17 protein-coding genes and 1 CRISPR repeat array are annotated in these 23,397 nt (G+C 70.4%); of the genes, 2 read left to right on the top strand and 15 right to left on the bottom strand.

Annotation, left to right across the window (positions count from 1 at the left end; genetic code table 11):
- Window positions 1-13: 13 nt before the first annotated feature.
- From cas2e to ACIBAE_RS08050, 9 genes are all read right to left on the bottom strand, one after another.
- Window positions 14-292, bottom strand: a complete 279-nt coding sequence (gene cas2e, locus ACIBAE_RS08090) for a type I-E CRISPR-associated endoribonuclease Cas2e (RefSeq protein WP_399283018.1) — start codon at window positions 290-292, stop codon at window positions 14-16.
- Window positions 289-903 (bottom strand): CRISPR-associated endonuclease Cas1, encoded by a 615-nt coding sequence (locus ACIBAE_RS08085; protein WP_399283017.1) that lies wholly within the window; start codon window positions 901-903, stop codon window positions 289-291. Before ACIBAE_RS08085 ends, cas2e begins: the two co-directional genes overlap by 4 nt.
- Before the next feature lie 17 nt (window positions 904-920).
- Complete coding sequence (gene cas6e, locus ACIBAE_RS08080) at window positions 921-1,748, bottom strand: type I-E CRISPR-associated protein Cas6/Cse3/CasE (RefSeq protein WP_399283071.1); 828 nt, start codon at window positions 1,746-1,748, stop codon at window positions 921-923.
- Between the two features lie 5 nt (window positions 1,749-1,753).
- Window positions 1,754-2,608: a type I-E CRISPR-associated protein Cas5/CasD gene (gene cas5e / locus ACIBAE_RS08075; RefSeq protein WP_399283016.1), complete on the bottom strand. Its 855-nt coding sequence runs from the start codon at window positions 2,606-2,608 to the stop codon at window positions 1,754-1,756.
- On the bottom strand, window positions 2,605-3,801 hold the full coding sequence (cas7e, locus tag ACIBAE_RS08070; RefSeq protein WP_399283015.1) for a type I-E CRISPR-associated protein Cas7/Cse4/CasC: 1,197 nt from the start codon (window positions 3,799-3,801) through the stop codon (window positions 2,605-2,607). Before cas7e ends, cas5e begins: the two co-directional genes overlap by 4 nt.
- Window positions 3,802-3,962: 161 nt before the next feature.
- Window positions 3,963-4,604, bottom strand: a complete 642-nt coding sequence (gene casB, locus ACIBAE_RS08065) for a type I-E CRISPR-associated protein Cse2/CasB (RefSeq protein ID WP_399283014.1) — start codon at window positions 4,602-4,604, stop codon at window positions 3,963-3,965.
- A 65-nt stretch (window positions 4,605-4,669) separates the two neighbouring features.
- Window positions 4,670-6,394: a type I-E CRISPR-associated protein Cse1/CasA gene (casA, locus tag ACIBAE_RS08060; protein WP_399283012.1), complete on the bottom strand. Its 1,725-nt coding sequence runs from the start codon at window positions 6,392-6,394 to the stop codon at window positions 4,670-4,672.
- A 236-nt stretch (window positions 6,395-6,630) separates the two neighbouring features.
- Window positions 6,631-9,630, bottom strand: a complete 3,000-nt coding sequence (gene cas3, locus ACIBAE_RS08055) for a CRISPR-associated helicase Cas3' (RefSeq protein ID WP_399283011.1) — start codon at window positions 9,628-9,630, stop codon at window positions 6,631-6,633.
- 197 nt (window positions 9,631-9,827) lie between these two features.
- Window positions 9,828-11,259: direct repeats of the CRISPR family, unit length 28 nt; unit sequence GTCGTCCCCGCGCCTGCGGGGGTGTTCC.
- Window positions 11,260-11,432: 173 nt separating this feature from the next.
- The gene (locus tag ACIBAE_RS08050; RefSeq protein ID WP_399283010.1) at window positions 11,433-14,552 is read right to left on the bottom strand and encodes a glycoside hydrolase family 2 TIM barrel-domain containing protein; all 3,120 of its coding nucleotides are present in this window, start codon (window positions 14,550-14,552) and stop codon (window positions 11,433-11,435) included.
- A 305-nt stretch (window positions 14,553-14,857) separates the two neighbouring features.
- On the opposite strand from ACIBAE_RS08050, the gene ACIBAE_RS08045 reads away from it, so the two are divergent.
- On the top strand, window positions 14,858-15,586 hold the full coding sequence (locus ACIBAE_RS08045; RefSeq protein ID WP_399283008.1) for a MerR family transcriptional regulator: 729 nt from the start codon (window positions 14,858-14,860) through the stop codon (window positions 15,584-15,586).
- 45 nt (window positions 15,587-15,631) lie between these two features.
- On the opposite strand, the gene ACIBAE_RS08040 is transcribed toward ACIBAE_RS08045, so the two are convergent.
- The 6 genes from ACIBAE_RS08040 to ACIBAE_RS08015 form a co-directional block, all read right to left on the bottom strand.
- Complete coding sequence (locus tag ACIBAE_RS08040; protein ID WP_399283007.1) at window positions 15,632-17,806, bottom strand: 3-hydroxyacyl-CoA dehydrogenase NAD-binding domain-containing protein; 2,175 nt, start codon at window positions 17,804-17,806, stop codon at window positions 15,632-15,634.
- A 72-nt stretch (window positions 17,807-17,878) separates the two neighbouring features.
- Window positions 17,879-19,093 carry an acetyl-CoA C-acetyltransferase gene (locus ACIBAE_RS08035; RefSeq protein ID WP_399283006.1) on the bottom strand — a complete coding sequence of 405 codons (1,215 nt, stop codon included), beginning with the start codon at window positions 19,091-19,093 and terminating at the stop codon, window positions 17,879-17,881.
- A gap of 115 nt (window positions 19,094-19,208) precedes the next feature.
- Window positions 19,209-20,351, bottom strand: coding sequence for an acyl-CoA dehydrogenase family protein (locus ACIBAE_RS08030; RefSeq protein ID WP_399283005.1), 1,143 nt, complete (start codon window positions 20,349-20,351; stop codon window positions 19,209-19,211).
- Window position 20,352: 1 nt separating this feature from the next.
- Window positions 20,353-21,567 (bottom strand): CaiB/BaiF CoA transferase family protein, encoded by a 1,215-nt coding sequence (locus tag ACIBAE_RS08025; protein ID WP_399283004.1) that lies wholly within the window; start codon window positions 21,565-21,567, stop codon window positions 20,353-20,355.
- Between the two features lie 91 nt (window positions 21,568-21,658).
- The gene (locus ACIBAE_RS08020; protein ID WP_399283003.1) at window positions 21,659-22,060 is read right to left on the bottom strand and encodes an MmcQ/YjbR family DNA-binding protein; all 402 of its coding nucleotides are present in this window, start codon (window positions 22,058-22,060) and stop codon (window positions 21,659-21,661) included.
- A 190-nt stretch (window positions 22,061-22,250) separates the two neighbouring features.
- Complete coding sequence (locus ACIBAE_RS08015; protein WP_399283002.1) at window positions 22,251-22,958, bottom strand: endonuclease V; 708 nt, start codon at window positions 22,956-22,958, stop codon at window positions 22,251-22,253.
- 82 nt (window positions 22,959-23,040) lie between these two features.
- Between ACIBAE_RS08015 and ACIBAE_RS08010 the strand changes: the two genes are divergently transcribed.
- The gene (locus tag ACIBAE_RS08010; protein ID WP_399283001.1) at window positions 23,041-23,349 is read left to right on the top strand and encodes a YciI family protein; all 309 of its coding nucleotides are present in this window, start codon (window positions 23,041-23,043) and stop codon (window positions 23,347-23,349) included.
- Window positions 23,350-23,397: the final 48 nt, after the last annotated feature.

Here is a 23,397-nt window from a genome sequence, read left to right as displayed (position 1 = left end):
TATTGACCCGTGCTCAACGGCGATTGCGCGCCGAGAGGATCAGCCCGTCGAAGTCCACGGGCCGCGAGCGGTCGCGGCCCGCCGTGCGGATCGCCCAGCCCTGTTCGTTGGACGCCGGCTCGACCAGTACGGCTTGGCCGTCTCCGATGCGGGTGGCGAGGAGTTCCCAGAGGCGGTCACGTACGCGGCGGTTGGGGTTGCCGACGAAGACCCCGGCGTTCACCTCGACCATCCACCGTGTGAGGTGGCCCCGGAGGCCGTCGGGTGCGGCGATCAGGACGATGACGGTCATGTGGGCTGCTCCGGGGAGGTCGGTTCCTCGAACTCCGGTCCGATGATGGCGATGTACCGCTCACCCATGCCGGGCTCGGCGGAGGTGGGCGGTTCCGGTTGAGCGGGATCGTCGGCGGCGGTGGGTTGACCGGAGGCCGAGGCCGTGCCGCTCGCCGGGGCGTGCGCTTCTTCGGAAGAGGCCCAGTTGACGCCGGCGGAGACCGTACCGAGGCGTTCGTCCCAGAGTTCGCTGGTCTCCGGGGTGTCGAAATCGGCGCCGGGCGGGTTCAGCAGGGCTTTGATGTCCGTCACGATACGGCCGAGAAGCTTTGTCCCGGCGATCTGGTCGCGGAGGCCGACGCGGGCGTCCCGTTCGTCCGTGAGGCCCTTGGCGGTGAGGTCGAAGGCCAGCGGGATCGTGTACTCCGCCTTGTACAGGTCGGCGATGTCGAGGACGAAGGAGATCGCCGAGCCCGTGTGGACGAACCCGAGTCCGGGGCTCGCGCCGAGACCGACGATGACGGCATGGCAGATGCCGTAGAGCGCGGCGTTGGCGGCGGACAGCAGGCGGTTGAGGTCGTCGCCCGCGGCGAACGCGTCCGATGCAGGTCGTGCGGGTCGGCTTTCCACCAGATGTCGGCCATGGCTCAGCCCTCCCGGCCGGTGAGGGGGGCGAGGGTGAGCAGGCCGCAGCCGTACGCCTTGGAGGGGCCGATCCCGTCGAGGAGGCGGGCGGTGAACGCCGCCGGGTCGGTGATGACCAGGCGCCCTTCGAAGGTGGCGCTGTGGAACGTGACGCTGGACCCAGCGCCGTTCTTCTTGAAGGAGTGACGCTGCCGGTCCGTGATCCGTACCTCGCGGAGCGGGTGCGGATTCCAGGGTGCCTCACCGGGCACAGGGGTGTCCTCCGGACGCGGCCGGTCGGGGACGGGCGCCGGGTGATCGATACCGGGGGCGGCGGCGTCGGTCCGGGAGGCGGGGATGTCGAAGCCCCAGCGCTCGGTCCGGCTGAGGAACCAGTGGAGTTGGGCGGCGGCGGTGCGGTGGCCGAGCCGGAAGCCGCGTACCCGCTTCTGGTCGGTGTTGGCCTCGATGCGCTCGGTCTGCGCGGGGGTGGGGGTACGCGGTGTCTGCGTGTTCTGGACGGGGTTGGCGGTCAGGCGGAACGCGAACTCCCGGCCGCCGGCGATCTGGCCGAGGAGGGGTGCGTAGTCGCGGACCGCGGCGTGCTCACCGTCGGCGTCGGGCCAGCCGGCCCGCTCGACGACATGGGTCCAGTCAGGCTTGGACCGGGTGAGGGCGAAGAGGTGCGGGCGGTGGGGATTGTCGGCGTCCAGCCGCCACAGCACGCGTTCGTCGGCCGGGGCGCCAGGTATGCCGCCCATGACGGCGCCGTGCATGGCACGCGGGTTGGCCAGCAGCCGGCGGCTTTCCGTGCGGAGGGGGTTGATGCGGATACGGGAGAGGTAGGTCATGTCGCTCACCAGCCCAGCAGGGCGAAAGGGTCGTGCCCGGCTTCGTCATCCGGGCCGCTGACGGATTCGTCGTCCGGCTTCGGGAAGCCGGTGGGGATGCGCAGCCAGCCGTGCCGTACGCGGCGGCCGGTGAAGCCGCGGGCGTGCGGGTGGAACGAGACCGGTGCGTCGTGAAGGACGTCGTCACCGTCCGGCTCCTCCAGCGTGACCGAACGGTCGAGGCGCGCCGGGTAGAACGGGTGGCCGAGCTGTCGTTCCCGGCCGCACTGGGCGGCGTACTGTTCGCGGGCGCGCCGGGACGCCTGCCACGGCTCCTCCCGGAGCACCTCGTCGAGCTGTCCTTCCCGCAGGCCGAGGGAGACCGGCTGGGTGGGCGGGCACGATCGGCGGCCCAGCGCGAGGGGGAACGCGGGCGCCCGTACGGCTCGGTCGAGGGTGGTCAACAACGCGTACGGGCCGGTCACGGCAGCCAGGAAGACGGCGTCCTGGAGGTAGTAGCGGGTCGTCACATGGGTGTGCTTGGCCGGGGAGGTCGGTTTCTGGATCCCCTTGGCGGAGACACCCGCCTGGGGCAGTGGTCCGCCCCGGTAGTCACTGACGGTGTGGTAGTCACGCAGCAGGGTTCCGGGCTGGTCGACGCGGATGCCGAGCCGTAGCGGGAGAAGCTCGTCGAGGGGTGCCTCCCGAGGGAGCCCCGACGCGGCGGCGAGCAGGCCGATCACCCCGGATTTGGTGGGTTCCGCGCTGGTCTCGCGGCGGTTGAAGGCGCTGCGCGTGCCCCACGACTGGATCGGCCCGGCAAGCCGCAGCAGCAGGACGGCCTCGCCGTCGGATGTGGGCTCGGGCGGGCTCTGGGTCATCGGGCGGCCTGCTTGAGGGTGTCGGTGAGGTGTGCGCGCAGGCCGTTCAGGAGCTGCGGGAAGGCGAGGGCCTCGCCGAAGGTCTCCTCCAGCAGCTCGGTGGTGCCGGCGGACTCGGTGAAGGTGTGACACACGCCGGTGAAATCGGGTGCGTCGCCCCAGGCGCGGAGGGCTTCGGCGTGCTCGCGCGCCAGCCTCCGCGCGGAGTTCGCCGCGATGCCCGAGGGGCCGTTGCGCCGGGAAAGGTGTCCCTCGGCCGGAGTGGCCGAGGAGGCACTGACCGGCTCCTCGAAGGCGGAGACCAGGTTGACCGGCTGGTCGGAGCGCACGACGACCGCCACCAGACTGGGCAGGGTGCGGTGCGCGAAGGAGTTCCCGTAGCCCGTCGGCATGGAGCGGGTGAACGACGTCACGAACTCCTCGACGGCCGTGACGGCCGCCTCCTCGTCGGTGAGGTTGTGCAGGAGCTGGTGGAGGCCCACGGACGCGTAACGGTAGAGAGTCGCGGAGTTGAAGCCGATGGTGCCGATCATGCCGGCGCCGGTCTCCTCTCCGGTCTGCGCGTCGTCGACCGCGGTGAAGTAGTCGAATTCCAGCTCGACCGCGTGGGTGGACAGGGCATGGGCGACCTGGGTGGCGGCGTCGACGTTCAGGGCGGGGATGTCCGCCACCATGCGTCCGAACAGGGCGACGTCCATGGGGTGACCGGTACTGAACTTCTCCTGTACCGGCATCCGCTTGATCTCGTCGGCCAGTTGGACGTCGTCCAGGCCGGCGAGCTCGACGGCACGGTCCTTCACCAGCCTGGCCACGGCTTCGAGCTGGCGGTTCCCGTAGAAGAAGAGGTAGGCGGTGTCGCCGTCCTTCTTCCCGGCACTGATCTTCAACTGTGCCAGGAGCGCGCCCGACAGTCGAGCAGCCGGCTCCGCGTCCAGACCGGAGCCGACGACGATCCGTTCGGTGAGCGCGGCACCGATACGCCGGGTACGGGTCGCCAGGTCCTGCTCGGGAACGCGCTCGGCGAAGTGCGTGCGGGTGGAGCGCTTCCACGCCTGGGAGGAGACCCGGGAACGGCGGACCCCGCCGAAGTAGGCCTCCTTGGGGTTTCCCTGGTCGTCCCGGTTGAGGTTGGCCGGAGGAACGGTCTGCAGAATGTGAATGTCGACATACGTACGGGACGCGGACAGCGCCATGAGGTCCTCCGGTGGATCGGTCAGCGGGTACGGGTCATCGGCGGTCCTGCCGGACCGCTGCTTCGAGGGGCCACCTGGACGATGGCGCTGGTGTCTGTGGGCTCGATCCCCTTGTGGGCTCGATCCCCTCGTGGGCTCGATCCCCTTGAGCGAAAGGGGAGTCAAGAGGTTTTCGAGGGGGATGCCCGGTCCGCGCGGGCATCCCAGGAGTGGTAGGCGAGCCCCCAGTCGCGGCGGACTCGCTGCCGGGATTCGGGGTGGTCCCAGCGCGCGATGTCCCGGAGCAGCAGGTCGTAGTCCAACGGCTGCTCCACGGAACGCAGTTGGGTCACCAGTCCACGGAGCCGGTAGACCAGGGCCGGTACGGACGTGGCCTGGACGGCTGCCGCGACCCGCCGGTCGACGGCTTCCTCGCCGAACCGCCCGCTGCGGTGCAGGCTGCGCAGGGCCTTGCCCATGGTGATTCCGCCCATGTGCATGGGCCGGCTCTGACTCTGCTGGTGCAGACCGTAGAGCGACAGGGCCGCGTGTTCGGCTTCCAGCTCCGGCGTCACCTGCCCGTCGGTCCGACTCGTGTAGAAGCGCCAGAGCGCGGGCACCGTACCGGCCGGACGGCCCAGGCCGGAACGCAGGGCGGCGAGGTCCTCTCCCGGTGCCCGCATCTCAGCCCCGCCGGCGCGATCGGTGCGCCACCTTCCGTGGCTGTCCGCCCGCTGGCTCCAGTAGCGGCGCACGGGGGCAGCGGGACGGGGGCGCGGGGCGATCGCGGGTGCGGCGGGATCGAGTTGCGGGTCGGTGGACACTGCGGTCCCCTTCGGTGAGAGAGCGGGTGGATCGTCACGTGGTGCCGGTCCGGACGAACCGGTACTCATCCGTTCCGGCGTCCTGCGGCCCGGCGGGTGAGGATCCCGTCCAGACGGGCCCGGAAGGCACCTTCGGCTGTGCTGAGCCGGTAGACGTGGTCCTTACCGTCCTTGCTCACGGTCCGGCCGGTGAAAGTGCCGGGAGCGGCGGTGGAGAAGACCTGCTCCGCCACCTTCCATGTCGCCCGCTCGGCTTTCCGCTCCCATGCCTCCAGGCCTCGCTCCGACAGGTCGAAGTCCTCTCCGACCGTGCGCAGCCCCACCAGCAGACGCCGCACCACCGGGTCGAGTGCGTGCAGAAGGGTGTCTCCGGGGCGCTGGCCTCTGTCCCAGGGAATCGGTTCGCTGCCCGCCGCCCTCCGGAGATCCCCGGAGAGGTGATTGACGGCGGTGGCGAGCTTCTCCGCCTGATCCACCGCGTCCAGCAACGACTGGCAGGTCAGTCCGTCCGGGTCCAGCGCCGCCAGCGGCAGCGGGATCTCGTCGAAGAAGATGTCCTCGATGACGGCGGACTGGTTTCCGTACGCGACGCCGGTCAGCTCCACCTGGAGCGGATACGCCTCCGGTATCCGCTCCCGCACCTCGCTGAGGCAGCTGATCAGGACACTGGCCTGGAAACCCGAACGGGTGGCGGTCGCGTCGCGGTCCTCGGTCGCGCTGCTCATGGCCAGCAGCGCTTCGAGGCCGCGCCAGGCGGCCCGGCCCGGTTGGTGCCTACGGGGGCGGACGGATGGCACCGAACTGCTCCCACCGGCCTTCTTCTTGCCCCGGAGGGCGGGGCGGTCGGTGATCCAGGCGGTGTGCGGCTCGACGCCCGGGTCGATGACGAGCCGGTCACCGGCGGCGACGATGACCCGGGTGACGCGCGCACCCGCCGCTGTCTCTTCGGGGACCAGCCGGATCCGGCGCGACTGCCAGGTCCATACGTCGAGCAGACCGCGGGGGGCTCTGGACCGCCAGGCGGGTGTGGCGCACGAGAGGGTGTCCTCGATCGTGCCTTCCGTCGCGCGCCGGTGCCACTGGGGCAGGTCGTCGGACGGAATCCCCTGCCCGAAGGGGATGTTGAGCAGCAGGGTCTCATAGACGGTCCGCCCGACAGGCATGATGACGCCCAGCTGCCCCAAGGGACCGACCGGGTTTCCCGTGGTCTTGCCGGACTTCATCCGCGGATCGCCGACGACTCCCGTCTTGATGGCGGCCGTGTCCCAGCAGTGGGTGTGCAGAAGCCACCGTGCGGCCTGTGCCGGGGTCAGCTCCAACGGATCGCCCTCGGTACGGGACGAGAACAGCGGAACGTTGTTCCCGGTGGCGTAGGTGGCCACCAACAGGGCGGACCCCTTCGTCTCGCCTTTGGGCGTACGCAGCCCGGCGACCTGCGCGAAGGGCGCGACGGGATCGAACAGATCGAAGAGATGGCGGTACGTGTCCATATAGGCGGACAGCTTTTCCCGCTGCTGACGCGTGAAGGCTCCAGCCTCGAACATCGCTGCCCATTCGGCTGCGTCCGCCGGCCGTCCGAGCGCATCCACCACAACAGGAAGCAGTAATTGACGGAAGATCGCGGGCTTCTGCGTGGGCAGGTCGACCACGATGTCCTGAAATTTTTCCGCGTCAAGGAGCAGGCGACTCAGGCCGACCGCCGGCGTTTCTCCGCCCTTGCGCCGACTCTCACTCTCCGCGTCAGCCGCAGGGCGTACGAGCAGCCATGGCTCGTCCAGTACATTGAACAACTTGGTCCCCCCAAGCTTTTTCGTCTGATCGACGTAAGGTCAAGCGTCGCATATTCCCCTTCGTTCACGTGGGGGAATGGAAAGAATGCCCCGCACCCTTTCACACCAGCCATCCTCGGTACCCACCGAAGACGTTCCGCTTTCTTCTTCCACGGACGGTCCCGTTCCACGGGCAGTCCCGCGACGGAGAGGAAAGCCGAACGGTGAGGAACGTGTTCCCGCCGCTTCGCGCACACTTATCTCCTGGAATGGGGCTCAGCGGCTGTTCCTTCTTCCAGCAGACCGAGTTCGTCGTCATAGCGCAGTCGGCGACCGGCGAGAACGGCACCGCGCCGGGAATCGAGGACGAGAGCCTGGCTGTACCGCAGCCGCGGATGACCGAGCCAGCCGGGCAGCGGGCCCAACTGCTGAACGGCTTCCGCCGACACATGCGTGGGCAGTCGCACCGTCCCACCCAGCACGTCGTCCAGCAGGTGGTCGGAAACATCGCCGTTGACGGTCAGCGCCCTCCCCGAGAGGGTCCGGTACATCTCAGCGTCCTCGATCACGACGATGACCTCGGCGCCGGCCTCTCCGTCCCGGACGACGGCGTCCAGGTCGGTGTCCCGGCCGCCGCCCGGTACGGAGACATAGTGCAGCCCCGCCAGGGTGGTGCCTTCCTTGTCTCCGCGTCGGGTCAGGAGGTACTCGGCGGCCGCGGCGGCCCGCTCGCGCTGTTCGGTCTCCCAGCGCGTCGCCGCCGCCCGCGCGTCCTCTCTCCAGGGTGACGGCACGAACGTGTCGCGGCTCCCGTAACCGGCCGCGACGAGTTCGGGCACCTCGCCGGGGACGCGCCACAGGCCGGTGTCGCCCTGGGCCTTGAACACCAACGCGGCGGTACGGAGCAGCAGGTGGCGTCCGTAGATGAATTCTGACGCGCCGAGGAACTCCGGCGCCGCGCCGCCGGCCGTGGCGAGGACGGGATCGGACGCGCCCGCGTCCGGTGTTCCGTCCTGCCCCGCGAAGCCGGTGATCACGACGCGTGGACGGGCCAGGCGGGCGGTCCGGGTGACACCCTCATGGCGGTGCAGGCGCCCGATCCGTTGCAGCAGGAGGTCGATCGGAGCGAGGTCCGTGATGAGAAGGTCGGCGTCGACATCGAAGGACTGCTCAGCCAGTTGAGTCGCGACGACGATCAGCCGGGCCGGCCGTACCGGGGGCTCGCCCTCCTTCGGCGCGCCGAGCATGCTCAGACAGTGTCGCGTTCGGTCCGCTCGTGGTCCGACAGCGATCTTCCCGTGCAGCAGCAGTACGTCCTCACCGAAACGCTCGCGCAGCGCGATGGAGAGGGACTGAGCCCGACGGACGGTATTACGGATCACCAGGGCGCAGCCGCCCGCCGCGAGTTCCACGCCGAGAAGGTCGGCGACCGAAGCGTCCGCCGCCTCCTGTGCCTTCTCCGCCTCCTCCCGGGGCGCCCGGGGACCGGGGATCGTCTCCGGCATGAGCTCGACGGAGACATGCAGATCCTCACGCCAACTGGCACAGGTCGCGATATCGACGTGCGACCGGGACCCGTCCGGCGCCATCCACGCGGCGGTCACCGAGGGGTACCCCCGTGGTTCAGGAAGCGCTTCGGCAGTGAATTCCTCGGCGGTGAATTCCTCACGTGAGGCGGCGCCGGCCAGGTAGGCGTCGATCAGCTCCTGGCGCTGCCGGGGCGGAAGCGTCGCGGACAGCAGCACCACGGGAGCCCCGGCCTGACCGAGCCAGCGCAGGCCCTCCTTGAGGAACTGCGACATGTAGACGTCCGCCGCGTGCACCTCGTCAAGCACCACGACCTTGCCGGCCAGGCCCGCCATACGGAGCATCACGTGCTTGGTACGGGTCGCGGCGAACAGCAACTGATCGATCGTGCCGACGACGAACGGGCACAGAAGCCCTCGCTTGGCACCGAGGAACCATTCGGCGGGGCCGCGTGACACCGGTCGTACGGGGTGTCCGCGCAGAGCGGCCACTCCGTCTCCGTACAGGTCGTCGTCAGCGCACTCGCCGAACTCGTCGACCCCACCGAACCTGGCCTCGGGGTCTTCGGCGCCCCCGTCCAGCAGATCGCGCCACTCCTTGTTGAACATCCGCTTGCCATGGAGCAGGGCGACCTGGGAGGCCAGTTCCTCGTCGATGGCGCCGACCCAGGTCCTCACCTGCCCGAACATCGGATCGCTGGTGGACTGCGTCGGCATCCCCACGAACACGCCGTCCGCACCGAATCGGGCCGCCAGGATCTCGGCCGCCATCAGCGCGGCCTTGGTCTTGCCCTCCCCCATCGGCGCCTCGACGACCAGCAAGCCGGGGGCTTCCATGCGCCGGGCCGTGTCCAGGACCATGGTCTGGGACGGACGGGGGTCCTGCCGGAACCGGTCCCGGAACGCGTCAGGAGCAGGCTCGGCCAGACGCCCCCAACCACCCCGCAGGCGGAGACTCTCCCAGGCCCGGCCCGCCCGCTCTCGCGCACGGCCCACGGTCACCTCCGACAGCTTGTCGATGCCGCCGAAGTGCTTCTCGTCGCTGGCGATCCAGTCCGCCATGACGACGAGACCGCTCAGGTGCAGCTGCGCCGCGCGCGAGGGGACCCGCACCGGCTCGGCCCCGGCCAGGTCCCGGAAGCCGAGCTCCTCGGTGAAACGGTGCACCAAGGCCGACCGCGCCTCGGCCCAGCGCGGGCCGCCGGCCAACTGTCCCCGGCCTTTCGGATTCGGATCCGTGGCGGCCCGGCGTGGAAAGGCACCATGATGCCCGGCCACCAGCGGCCATACCCAGCCCACGTGTTCGTCCCGCCACCCGGCTCCCGGAAGCACCGTACGCAGCACCCAAGCGCCTGCCCGATCGTGCCGCCACGCGAATTTTCTGGCGGTGGGCTCATGCCATTCGAGCCCGGTCGCACGCACCCTCTCGGCGCCCTTCGGCCAGAGACGCTGAAAGGCGGGCGTGGCCTTTCCACAGTCGTGCAGTCCGCACAACCAGGCGAAGAACCGCCGCCCTTTGCCCGCCCCTCCGGCGACTTCGTCGATCATCTGCCGGGTGGAAGGAGTCAGAAAACCATCCCACAGGCACTCAGCCACCGCTGCGGTGTCAAGGAGATGGGACAGCAGGAGATTCATCGTCCCGCCGCCCTTCTCCTCGGACTTCCCCCAGAGCACACCGAGGGCGTCGGCAGCGTCACGTGCGGCGTCGGGCTGAAAGCGGCTCCCAGCCACGCAACTCCCTCCGTCCGTCTCGGTCTGCTTTGTAAGCTGGATCGGCAGCCTAAACGGGACCACTGACAGTGCGAGGGAATTGAACATTGCTTACCTGTTTTCCGTCCGCCGGGAGGTGCCCTGTGGTAGGGACGGAGGCCGCAACGCAACTGAATGAAAACGGGGCGGCGGCCGGGTAAGGTCGCAGGTCAGCAAGTGTCGTCCCCGCGCCTGCGGGGGTGTTCCCCGCAAGGCGCAACCCCCACAAATCGAACGGGCGTCGTCCCCGCGCCTGCGGGGGTGTTCCCGGGTGGAACGGGGCGGGTGCAACGGGGCGTCCGTCGTCCCCGCGCCTGCGGGGGTGTTCCCTTCGGGCTCTTCCTTGGCGCGCTCCCATCCGAGTCGTCCCCGCGCCTGCGGGGGTGTTCCCTGTGATTCCGATAGAGCGGGCCTGCGACCAGAGTCGTCCCCGCGCCTGCGGGGGTGTTCCGACCTTGACGCCACCTTTGACGAGATCAACGAGGTCGTCCCCGCGCCTGCGGGGGTGTTCCGCCGAGGTTGTCCCACGCCTGCCAGCTGTTCCGGTCGTCCCCGCGCCTGCGGGGGTGTTCCGGTGACGTCGCGCGGTGAAGAGCAGCCGCAGACGTCGTCCCCGCGCCTGCGGGGGTGTTCCGCTCGGCCCACGCGCCCTTGTCGGCGACCAGGTGTCGTCCCCGCGCCTGCGGGGGTGTTCCTCTCTGCGTCGGGCCTCAGCGGTGGTGGGCACCGTCGTCCCCGCGCCTGCGGGGGTGTTCCCTCGGTCATCGGGCACATGGAGTGGCAGAAGGGGTCGTCCCCGCGCCTGCGGGGGTGTTCCGTCGGGGCGCTGTACCGGTGCACCTGAGCAGCAGTCGTCCCCGCGCCTGCGGGGGTGTTCCCCAGCACCAGGAGATTCGCAACCTCCACGCCGAGTCGTCCCCGCGCCTGCGGGGGTGTTCCAGCAGCCAACTTCGGCGGCCTCGGCGCCCCGGGGTCGTCCCCGCGCCTGCGGGGGTGTTCCACCGCGTGATGAAACCGTCAAGAAATTCGCCAAGTCGTCCCCGCGCCTGCGGGGGTGTTCCTTGGGCCACGGTGGGCTTGTTCGGCGCCCCGGGGTCGTCCCCGCGCCTGCGGGGGTGTTCCCCCACCGTCGTTGGACGCACCCGCGTCTCACTGGTCGTCCCCGCGCCTGCGGGGGTGTTCCTGCTCGGCGGGCGCGTCGCCACCCTTACTGCCCGTCGTCCCCGCGCCTGCGGGGGTGTTCCGGTTGCGCTGACGGAGTTCGTTCGGAGCGAGGAGTCGTCCCCGCGCCTGCGGGGGTGTTCCGATTCCGTCACCTACGGAATCCACGCTCGACTGGTCGTCCCCGCGCCTGCGGGGGTGTTCCCCCGTTGGCAGCCTCGACGCATCCCTCCGTGCTGTCGTCCCCGCGCCTGCGGGGGTGTTCCCGCAGTCGGCGCCTACACACTGGAGATCAGCGCGTCGTTCCCGCGCCTGCGGGGGTGTTCCCCTCACCCTGACCGTCGCTGGATCCACCTCGGCGTCGTCCCCCGCGCCTGCGGGGGTGTTCCGTGGATGGGCGGCGGGATCGCGGCGATTCTGCTGTCGTCCCCGCGTCTGCGGGGCTGTGGCTTCCGCCTTGCCGTCGAGGCGGGCGGCGGGCTTTCCGCCCGCCGCCCGCCTCCGTCCGTCGGCCCCACAAAGCTCGCCGCCGCAAGCGCTCGTACGCCCCCCGGGCTCACGGGTCGCCCGCGCCCCCAGGAGTCGCGGCGTCGGGCGAACCGTACCGGCCGGTAGGGCTCGGCTCAGGATTCCGGGACCTCCAGGGTGGTGATTCGCTGGGCTCCCCCCGTGGTGCCGGGCTGGGCGCTTGTCAGGTCGAGCCTCAGGCGTGCGGCCGTCAGGCGGTCGAAGGTCAGGGTGGTCGGTGACCCGGAGGTGGTGGCCCAGGTGATGTGCTGGTTCTTTGCCGGGACGTACTTTCGGCCGTCCCAGTACGAGGCCGTCACGGAGGCCGGCAGTGCGTGTGTGGCGTCGACGGTGAAGGTGATCTCGACGGTGGTGAAGGTGCGCGGGCCGTCCCACGTCACCGATACCCAGTCGGACGGGCGTGCTCCGTTGAAGGCGGGCAGGAGCGCGGTCGCGCTCTTGGCGAACGCGTTCGACCAGCCGGTGTTGGTGTTCCCGTCGAGCATGGCCGTCGGCAGCGTGTTCGGCGACCCTGAGTAACTGGCATCCGCCAGGGGGTAGTTCGGGGTCCCGGTGCCCGGGTCGGGCTGCGGGGCCGGGGCCGGTGCGCGGGAGAGGACGGCCGCGTTGGTGGCGCGGACCGTGATGGTCGCCGGGCGCAGGGCCGCCGATTCGGCGGTGATGGCGACCTTGCCGGGCTTGGTGCCCGACCGGACGATGGCCAGGGCCTTGCCGTGGAACGCGGCCCGGTCGGAGGCCTGGTAGCGTTCGGCGCTCTCCTGGCGTCCGTTGTCCACCCCGGCGAGCGAGCCGCCGGTGACGTGGAAGGCGATGCGGTTGTCGGCGCCGGGCACCACGACTCCCCTCGCGTCGATCACCTCGGCGGTCACGTAGCACACGGAGCGGCCGTCTGCGTCGAAGGCCGGGCGGTCCGGGGTGAGCCGCAGGGCGTGTGGTGCACCGGCGGTGCGCAGCACGTCCGTGGCGACCTGGCGTCCCTGGTGGCGGGCCACCGCCTTGAGCTCCCCGGCCGCGAAAGGCACCTGCCAGACGAGGTGCAGTTTTCCGGCGCTTCCGTTCGGGCTGGTGTAACTGCTTGGGTAGGGGCCGGAGGTGACGGTCTTGTCGTCCCCGGTCGGCTCGGTGGTCTCCAGGTAGGTCCTGCCGTCGGTCGTCCTCTTCGTGTCGAACTTCCGGACGCCGAGCGATGTGCCGTTGAGGAACAGCTCGACCGTGTCCACGTTCGCGTACGCCCAGACCTCGACGGTCTCGCCGGGCCGGTGGTCGGTCCAGTCCATGGGCAGCAGGTGGACCATCGGTTCACTGGTCCACTGGCTGCGGAAGAGGTGGTACATGTCCTTCGGGAAGCCGGCGGTGTCCACCGCGCCGAAGAACGACGCCTTGACCGGGAAGACGTCGTAGGGCGTCGGTTCGCCGATGTAGTCCATGCCCGACCACAGGAACTCCCCGACGAAGAACCGGCGGTCCCTGTCCTTCTTGAGCCCGTACTCGCCGCTCATCGTCCAGGACGCGAGGTTGTTGTCGAAGGAGGAGGTCTCGCGCTTGCCGGGGGTGTGGTTCTCGCCGGTGTTGAGGTGGGCGGGTTCCTGGTACGTCCCGCGGGTCGAGGTCTCCGAGGAGGACTCGGACTCGAAGAGGAACAGGTGCGGGTACCGCGCGTGCAGGGCGTCCACCGAGGCGGCGGAGTTGTAGTTGAGGCCGAGACCGTCGATCTTGCTCAGCATCCGGTCGGCCGGGGATCCCACGGCGGGCAGCGCGCGGTACTTGTCCGAGCCGATCACGATCGGGCGGGTGGTGTCGAGGGCGCGGATGCCGTCGATGAGCCGCTGCGCCATGCCGAGTCCGGCTTCGCCGGTGGAGTCAGGGATCTCGTTGCCGATCGACCACAGCATCACCGCCGGGGAGTTACGGGCGGCCTTGACCATCTCGGCGATGTCGGCGTCGCACCAGGCGTCGAAGAAGCGGCCGTAGTCGTGGGCGTTCTTGCCGGTCTTCCAGCAGTCGAACGCCTCGACCATCATGAGGATGCCCAGGCGTTCGCAGACCTCGATCATCTCCGGTGACGGCGGGTTGTGCGAGGTCCGGAGGGCGTTGACACCCATGGACTTCATGAGGGTCATCTGGCGCAGCAGTGCGTCGCCGCTGACGGCGGCGCCCAGGGCGCCCTGGTCGTGGTGGAGGTCGACACCCTGGATCTTGGCGTATTCGCCGTTGAGGGTGAGTCCGTTGTCGGGGTCGATCGTGAGGGAGCGGAATCCGAAGGTGGTGCGGTACGTGTCCACGGTCTTTCCGTCGACGCGCAGTTCGGTGTCCAGGCTGTAGAGGTGCGGGGTGTCGAACGACCACAGTCGGGGATGCCGGACGGTCATCTCCTGTGTGGCGGCGGTCGGGGTCTGCCCCGTCGTCAGGTATGAACTCGCCCGGGCCACCACGTGGTCATCGGGGTCGCGCACCGTGGTGACGACGGAGACCTTCGTGCCGCCGCCGGACGCGTCGGCGACGGTGGTCCGCGCGCTGACGGTGGCGTGGCCCGCCGCGACGGTACGGGCGAGGTCGGGCGTGGTGACGGCGGTGCCCCAGCGCTCCACGTGTACCGGGGTGGTGATCACCAGCCGGGCGTGCCGGTAGATCCCGCTGCCCGAGTACCAGCGGCTGCTGGGGAGTTGGTTCTGCACCTTGACGGCTATGACGTTGGGGGTCCTGCCGTCGGTGTGCAGCAACGGGGTGAGGTCGAAGGCGAATCCGGTGTAGCCGTACGGGTGGTTGCCCACGAGTGTGCCGTTGCAGTACACGTACGAGTCCATGTAGACGCCGTCGAACTCCACGGAGATCCGCTTGCCGGCCAGTTCGCGCGGCAGGGTGAAGGAGTTGCGGTACCACCCGAGGCCGCCCGGCAGGAAGCCGGTGCCCGCCGCGGTCCCGAAGTCCGTGGTGGGGGTGAGTTCGATGCTCCAGTCGTGCGGCACGGCGACCGCGCGCCACGCCGAGTCGTCGAAGTCGGGTTTAGCGGCGTCGGCGTACGCACCGGTCGGGTCGGTGATCCCGGCCGGGTTGACCAGCGAGAACCGCCAGCCGTCGGTGAGTTCGACGGTACGGCCGGAGGAGGCCCGGGAGGAGGAAGTGGCCGGATCGGCTTGTGCGTTGCCCGGGGCGAGCAGCCCCGCGAGTGAACCGGTCGCGCCGACTGCCAGGAACGACCTGCGATTGACTGCCACGCGATTCTCCGCTTCGTCGCCGGACGGCACACATATCCATCGGATGGACCAGAAACAATCAATGGCAAACAGAATCGCTCACCGGGGATCGGATTCTTCCAGGTGAGCGCCGCCGAGCGTCAAGTGGTGTGCCGAGGGTTTCGCTCCCCGCGTGGCAGTCGGCCGCCCTCCCCGTCGGCGATGTCGTACACCGCCTCCGACATCTCGCCACCGTAGAAGCGGCCACTGACAGTCCCGTCCGCCCTTTCACCGCCGTGGTGGCGCGGCAATACTGTTGCTCCTGGTCCGAGAAGCGAGGTGTGGGCATGGTGGTCGATACCGAGGAGCCGGCGCTCACCGTCGACGAGCTGGCCGCACGGGCCGGGGTCACCGTACGGACCGTGCGCTTCTACAGCGCCCGGGGGCTGCTGCCGCCCCCGGTGATCGGGCCGCGCCGGGTCGGCCGTTACGGGCGGGGGCATCTGTCCCGGCTGGCGCTCATCGACGAGCTCCAGCACCAGGGCATGACGCTCGCCGCGATCGAACGCTATCTGGAGCATTTGCCGCCCGGTCTGAGCGCGCACGATCTGGCCGTCCACCGCGCGCTGGTGGCTTCCTGGGCACCGGACTCGGAGGAGGACGCCACGCGGGCGGAGCTGGAGCGGCGCGCCGGGCGGGGGCTGGGCGAGGAGGACATCGACCGGCTCGCCGCGATGGGGGTCCTCGTGCGGGGCGAGGGTCCGGACACCTACCGGCTGGATCCGGGGCTGCTGCGGCTCGGCGTCGAGCTGCTGGAGGTGCCGATCGCGTACGAGACGATCCTCGCGGCACGGGCGGTCCTGCTGGAACACACCCGGGAGGCGGCGCAGACGCTGACGCGGCTGTTCCGGGACGAGGTGTGGGCGCCGTACCGCGAGCGCGAATCCGACCAGGAGCAGGTCGCGGCGATGAAGTCCTTGTCGGCCCATATGCGGCCGCTGGTGGTGCGGGCACTGGTGACCGCCTTCCAGCGGTCGCTGAAGGAGGAGCTGCGGGCCGCGTTCCAGGCGGAGTGAGGACGGCCTGGAGCGCGGGGCGGGGCGCGGGGCGCCCGTGGTGGGTCAGGCGTCGCTGAACCGCTCGCCCTTCGCCGCCTTCTCGACCAGCAGCGCGGGCGGCTCGAACCGCTCGCCGTACCGCTCCGCCAGCTCGCGGGCGCGCGCGACGAAGCCGGGCAGGCCGCCCTCGTACCCGTTGATGTACTGGAGCACCCCGCCCGTCCAGGCCGGGAAGCCGATGCCCATGACGGAACCGATGTTGGCGTCGGCGACCGAGGTCAGGACGTTCTCCTGGAGGCAGCGGACGGAGTCCAGGGCCTCGGAGAAGAGCATCCGCTCCCGCATGTCGAGGAAGGGTACGCCGGCGTCGGGCCTGGCGAAGTGTTCGCGCAGGCCGGGCCAGAGGCGGACGCGCTCGCCGTTCTCGGCGTACACGTAGAAGCCGGCGCCGCCGCTGCGTCCCGGTCGCCCGAATTCGTCCACCATCCGGTCGATGACCGCGTCCGCCGGGTGCCCGGACCAGGTGCCGCCCGCCTCCTCGACCGCGCGCCTCGTCTCCTCGCGGATCTTGCGCGGCAGGGTGAGCGTCAGCTCGTCCATCAGCGAGAGCACCTTGGCCGGGTAGCCGGCCTGCGCGGCGGCCTGTTCGACCGACGCGGGCTCGATGCCCTCGCCGACCATCGCGACGCCCTCGTTGAGGAACTGCCCGATGACACGCGAGGTGAAGAAGCCCCGCGAGTCGTTGACGACGATCGGGGTCTTCTTGATCCTGCGCACCAGGTCGAAGGCGCGGGCGAGGGCCTCGTCGCCGGTGCGTTCACCCTTGATGATCTCGACGAGCGGCATTTTGTCGACGGGTGAGAAGAAGTGCAGCCCGATGAAGTCGGCGGGGCGTGACACGCCGTCGGCGAGCGCGGTGATGGGCAGGGTGGAGGTGTTGGAGCAGAGCAGCGCGTCCGGCTCGACGACGTCCTGGATCTCCTGGAACACCTTGTGCTTGAGCGCGGCGTCCTCGAAGACCGCCTCGATCACGGCGTCGCAGCCGGCCAGGTCGGCGGGGTCGGCGGTCGGGGTGATGCGGGCGAGCAGCGCGTCGCGCTCGGCCCCGGTCGTCCGGCCCCGGGAGAGCGCCTTGGCGAGGAGTTTCTCCGCGTACCCCTTGCCCTGTTCGGCCGCTTCCCGCGTGACGTCCTTGAGGACGACGTCGATACCGGCGCGCGCGCAGGAGTACGCGATGCCCGCGCCCATCATCCCGGCGCCCAGGACCGCGACCTTGCGGACCTCGCGCGGTACGACGGAGCGGGGGCGTCCCGCACCCGAGTTGACGGCCTGGAGGTCGAAGAAGAACGCCTGGATCATGTTCTTGGCGATCCGGCCGGTGACCAGCTCGGTGAAGTACCGGGCCTCGATGATCTGCGCGGTCTCGAAGTCGACCTGAGAGCCCTCGACGGCCGCCGCGAGGATGTTGCGCGGCGCGGGGTAGGGGGCGCCCGCGATCTGCTTCTTCAAGGTGGCAGGGAAAGCGGGCAGGTTGGCGGCGAGACGTGGGGTGGACGGTGTGCCGCCCGGGATCTTGTAGCCCTTGACGTCCCAGGGCTGCCACGACTCGGGGTGGGCGTCGATGAAGGCGCGCGCCCGCGTGAGCATGTCCTCGGTGGTGGCGGCGACCTCATGGATCAGACCGTTGTCCCGGGCGCGCTCCGGGGTGTACTGGGTGCCCTGGAGCAGTACCTTCAGCAGCGCGTCGGCGATGCCCATCAGCCGTACGGTACGGGTGACTCCGCCGCCGGCGGGCAGCAGCCCGAGCGTGACCTCGGGCAGGCCGATCCTGGACCCGGGGGCGTCGAGGGCGATGCGGTGGTGGCAGGCGAGGGCGATCTCGTAACCGCCGCCCAGAGCGGCGCCGTTGATGGCCGCGACGACAGGCTTGCCGAGGGTCTCGATGCGGCGCAGGGCGCGCTTGACGGCCAGGCCGCTCTCGAAGACCTCCTGGGCGTCCTCGGGGCGGGCCTTGATCAGGTCCTTGAGGTCGCCGCCCGCGAAGAAGGTCTTCTTGGCGGAGGTGACGATGATGCCGCGGATGCTGTCCCGCTCGGCCTCCGCGCGGTCGGCGACGGCCGCGACGGACTGCCGGAACGCCCGGTTCATGGTGTTGGCGGACTGGTTCGGGTCGTCGAGGACGAGGGTGACGACGCCCGTCCCGTCCTGTTCCCAGCGGATGGTGGTGGACTCGCTCATGCTGCTGCTCCGTAAAGTCCGTGCGGGCCGTGCCGGGTGGGAGGGGAACGGGCGGGGAGGGGAACGGGCCGGTCAGAGGCGCTCGACGATGGTCGCGACGCCCATGCCGCCGCCGACGCAGAGCGTGGCGAGGCCGTACCGCTTGTCCTGGCGCTCCAGTTCGTCGATGAGGGTGCCGAGGATCATCGCCCCGGTGGCGCCGAGCGGGTGGCCGAGCGCGATGGCGCCGCCGTTGACATTGACCTTGTCGAGGGAGATTCCCATCTCCCCGACGAAGCGCAGGACGACCGCCGCGAAGGCTTCGTTGATCTCGACCAGGTCGATGTCGTCGATGGTCAGTCCGGCCTTGGTGAGTGCCTTGCGGGTCGCGGGGGCCGGGCCGGTCAGCATGATGGTCGGTTCGGAGCCGGAGACGGCGGCCGAGACGATCCGGGCGCGGGGCGTCAGCCCGTACCGCTCGCCGATCTCCCGGGAGCCGATGGCGACGAGGGCGGCGCCGTCCACGATGCCGGACGAGTTGCCCGCGTGGTGGACATGGTCGATCCGCTCGACCCAGTGGTACTTCTGCAGGGCGACGGCGTCGAAGCCGCCCTGCTCGCCGATGGCGGCGAAGGACGGTGTGAGCGCGGCGAGCGAGTCGGCGGTGGTGCCGGGGCGCGGGTGCTCGTCGTGGTCGAGGACGGTGAGTCCGTTGCGGTCGAGGACCGGGACGACCGAGCGCCCGAAGCGGCCTTCCTTCCAGGCGGTGGCGGCCCGTTCCTGGGAGAGCGCGGCGAATTCGTCGACATCGCGCCGGGTGAAGCCGCCGAGGGTGGCGATCAGGTCGGCGCCGATGCCCTGCGGGGCGAACCCGGTCGCGAAGTTGGTCATCGGGTCCATCGCCCAGGCCCCGCCGTCGGAGCCCATCGGTACGCGCGACATGGACTCGACGCCGCCCGCGAGGATCAGGTCCTCCCAGCCGGAACGGATCTTGGCGGCGGCCAGGTTGACGGCCTCCAGGCCGGAGGCGCAGAAGCGGTTCTCCTGTACGCCGGCGACGGTGTCGGGCAGTCCGGCGGCGATGGCCGCGACCCGCGCGATGTCCGAGCCCTGGTCGCCGAGCGGGCTCACCACACCGAGCACGATGTCGTCGATCGCGGCCGGGTCGAGACCGGGGAAGCGGCCACGGAGTTCGTGGATCAGGCCGACGACGAGGTCGATCGGCTTGGTGCCGTGCAGGGCGCCATGGGCCTTGCCGCGGCCGCGCGGGGTGCGGATCGCGTCGTAGACGAACGCTTCGGTACTCACGGCAACTGCCTTTCGGAGAATGCGGAGACTTCACTGAAGCGGTGGAGCGGCGAGCGGTGGAGCGGCGAGCGACACGGGAGGGCTTGGACGGCGGAGAGATGGGCCGCCCGCCTGGTCACGCCAGCAGTGACCGGCCGATGATCTCCTTCATGATCTCGGTCGTACCGCCGTAGATCGTCTGGATCCGGCCGTCCGTGAACGCCCTGGCGACCGGGAACTCCGTCATGTAGCCATAGCCGCCGTGCAGTTGCAGGCAGCGGTCCGCGACCCGTTTGTGCAGCTCGGTGGCCCACCATTTGGCCATCGAGGCGTGCACGGCGTCGAGTTCCCCGTTCGCGTGGTCGACGATGCAGCGGTCGAGGAACGTCCGGGTGACGGCGCACTCGGTGGCCATCTCGGCCACCTCGAACCGTATGTGCTGGAGTGCGGCCAGCGGCCGCCCGAACGCCTCGCGCTCCTTGACGTGTCGCGTGGTGATCTCCAGCAGATGTTCGGCGCCGGCGATCCCGGCCATCGCGATGCTCAGCCGCTCCTGCGCCAGGTGGTTCATCAGATGACCGAAGGCGCCGTTGAGTTCGCCGAGCAGATTCTCCTTGGGGACGCGGACGTCGTGGAAGAACAGCTCGGCGGTGTCCTGCGCCTTCTGGCCGATCTTGTCGAGGTTGCGGCCGCGCTCGAAGCCGGCCGCCCCGCGCTCGACGACCAGCAGGGAGAGCCCTTTCGCGCCGCCCTGCGGAGTCGTGCGGGCGACGACGATCACCAGATCGGCGAGGATGCCGTTGGAGATGAAGGTCTTCGAGCCGTTGAGCAGCCAGTGGTCGCCGTGGTCCTCGGCGGTGGTGCGGATGCCCTGGAGGTCGGAGCCCGCGCCCGGTTCCGTCATCGCGATGGCGGTGATGATCTCGCCGGTGCAGAAACCGGGCAGCCAGCGGCGCTTCTGTTCCGCCGTGCCGAGCGTGGTGAGGTAGGGGCCGATGATGTCGTTGTGCAGGCCGAGCGCGAGCCCGGAAGCACCGGCCCGGGTGAACTCCTCGGCGAGGACGGCGCTGTAGCGGAAGTCCGGGTCGCCGCCGCCTCCGTACTCCTGAGGTACGGCGAGGCCCAGCAGCCCCTGCCGGCCGGCCGCCAGCCAGGCGTCCCGGCTCACGATCCCGTCCTTCTCCCACTGATCGTGGTGGGGAAGGACCTCCTTGGCGAGGAAGGTACGGACGGTCGCGCGGAACGCCTCGTGCTCGGCGGCGAAGATCCGGCGCTTCATCTCAGCTCCCCTCGGTGTCGCGTACGGGCACGCCCTGGCCGGGTGCGGGCCGTTCGCGTGCGGGCCCGTCCGTCTCCCGCGCGGGCAGGTCCCAGTCGCGGGCGACCTCGGCGGTGTCCGCCCCCGGCTGCGCGGGCGGGCGGCGCACGGACCCCGGGGTGGCGGAGAACCGGGGCGCGGGGGCCGGCTGGGTGATGCCGCCGTGATCCGTGAACGTCCCCCGGGCCGCGAGATGCGGGTGGGCGGGGGCCTCGGTGAGCGACAGGACGGGGGCGACGCAGGCGTCGGAGCCCTCGAAGATCTTGGTCCACTCCCGCCGGGTCTTCGTCCTGAACCGGGCGGCGACGGCGTCCCGGAGCTCGTCCCAGCGCGCGAAGTCCTTACGGGCCGGGACCTCGTCCGCGATGCCGAGCAGCTCGATGAACTCGTTGTAGAACCGCTGCTCCAGCGCGCCGACCGCCATGTACGCGCCGTCGGCGGTCTCGTAGGAGCCGTAGAAGGGGCTGGCCCCGTCGAGCAGGTTGGCGCCCCGCCGGTCCTGCCAGCCACCGGCGGCCATCATGGCGTGGATCATGGTGGTGAGGTGGGCGGTCCCGTCGACGATCGCCGCGTCCACGACCTGGCCGGTGCCGCCGGGGGTACGCGCGTGCTGGAGCGCCGCGAGCACCCCGATGACGAGATAGAGCGCGCCGCCCGCGTAGTCCCCGAGGAGGTTGGCGGGCAGGGCGGGCGGTTCCTCGGCCTTGCCGATCATGGAGAGGGCGCCGGTGACGGCGATGTAGCCGATGTCGTGCCCCGCGCGCTCGGCGAGCGGGCCTTCCTGGCCCCAGCCGGTCATCCGCCCGTACACCAGCCGTGGATTGCGGTCCAGGCACTCCTGGGGGCCGATGCCGAGGCGCTCGGCGACGCCGGGCCGGTACCCCTCGATGAGCACATCGGCGCGCTCGACTAGATCGAGGACCCGGGCCGCGCCGTCCTCGGCCTTGAGGTCGATCAGCACGGAGCGTTTGTTGCGGTTGGTCAGGTCGTACGCCGGGTCGATCCCGAGGCCCGCGCCGCCCGGCCGGTCGATCCGTACGACGTCGGCGCCGAGGTCGGCGAGCGTCATGGCGGCGAACGGGCCGGGCCCGATCCCGGCCAGCTCGACCACGCGGACGCCGGTCAGCGGACCGTTTCCCGTCGCCTCGGTCGGCGGACCGTTTCCTGTCGCTGCCATCTGGGCCCCCAGCACTGTGACACAACCGATGTAACACCAGCGATGCTAAGAAGCCGCTCCACACCGCACAAGACCCCGGCGAAGCAAGCGCTTAGCTCTTCGTCGCCGAGCCTATGCCGTCCAGCTCCGCGATCAGCTTCTTGGTGGCGATGACGCGATAGCTCTCCTCCACCCAGTCGCAGAGCAGCCGGGCGGGCTGCGCGCCCTTCTCTTCCAGCGGGACCCGTACCCAGCCGGCCTTGCCGAGTCCGTATCCGACGGGCTCGGCGCCCGGGAGGGACAGGGCGTGGGCGTGCGCGGCCTCGTCCGTGAGTTTGAATCCGACGCCCAGCGGATCGGTGCCGTGCCCCATGCCGAGGAAGACGAAGATCTTCTTGTTGACCTTGACGACAGGCTCACCCCAGGGGAATTCCTCCGCCGCACCGGGCAGCGAGAGGGCGAATTCCCGCACCTCTTCCCATGTCGTCCGCGCGCCTGTCGGTTTCGTCGCCATCCCGGCCTCCGCTGTCGCGTCCCCCTGTTTCCTCCCACGCTAGCGTCGGCCACCGACAAGGGCGCGGAGCGGACGGCGGGGGTCCGCTTGTGGGTCGCGGACGCGCGGCAGCAGCGCGGTCAGGACCGGGACCGGCCTCACCCGGTCGCCGACCGGTCGCAATCGGTCACAACAGATCGATAACCGGTCACTAACCGGTCGCTTCGCGCAGCGCCCTGCGGCAGAGGGTGTCGGCCCGCCGGGTCGACTCGGGAAGGCGGTAGTCGCGGGCGAGGTGGAGGGTGTGCGCGCAGGCGGTCGCGAGATCGACGCGGTGGCCGACGGAGACGAAGACCGGCTTGACGCCCTCCTGGGTGCGCAGCGCCCTGCCCACCTCCTCGGCATCTCCCTGAACGCTGCCCGCCTCCCCGCCATGCGCGAGCAGCGGCGAGAAGTCACCACGCCGGGCGCCCGGCTGTTCGTACGAGAACGTGAACGGGTTCTTCGCCACCCCGATCACCGGCAGCCCGGTGACCACCCCGAGATGGCTGGCGAGCCCGAAGCGGCGCGGATGAGCCCGCCCGTAACCGTCACAGACGACCAGCCCCGGGCCCTTCGTCAGCGAGGCGAGGGCGGCGAGGACGGTCGGGATCTCCCGGAAGGCGAGCAGCCCGGGGACATAGGGGAAGGTGACGCGGCCGACGGCGGTGGCCTCGTCGACCACGGCGAGGGTCGCGGCGTCGAGTACGACGGCCGCGGCGGCGACGACATCCCGCTCGTCGTCGTACGCCACATCCACCCCGGTCACCAGGCCCGTGCCGGGCGGCGGCCCCGGCTCGCCGAGCACGACGCGGCCGCGCAGTTCGTCCTGGATGGCGCGTGCCTCGGTCTCGTCCGCAGGCGTTCTGAGCATGGTCATGATGATCACCACCCTAGGGCCGGACGGGACCTGTGGGCCGCCCACGTTCTGGCTGATCCGGGTCTTGGCTAATCTGGCGATCATGTTCGTTCTGGAATTGACCTATACCGGTCCCATCGAGCGCGTTGACGAGCTTCTCGACGCCCATGTGGCCTGGCTGGACGCGGAGTACGCGTCCGGTGTCTTCATCGCTTCGGGCCGCAAGAACCCGCGCGACGGCGGGGTGATCCTGGCGGTCGGGGAGGACCGTGCCGAGATCCAGCGGATCACGGCGGCCGACCCCTTTGTGACCGGCGGTGTCTGCGTGTACCGGATCACCGAATTCATCGCGACGAAGACCGCGCCCGCGCTCGCCTCGTACCGCCAGACGCTCCCACAGCTCCCCCACTGATCACCCTGAGCCCGATCTCCCTGAGCGGCCCGCGCCTCCGAGCGGCCC

The organism is Streptomyces sp. NPDC051569, assembly GCF_044454085.1.
GTDB lineage: Bacteria > Actinomycetota > Actinomycetes > Streptomycetales > Streptomycetaceae > Streptomyces.
The sequence above is the reverse complement of the archived record's forward strand: the minus strand, read 5'-3'. Positions and strand labels throughout refer to the sequence as shown.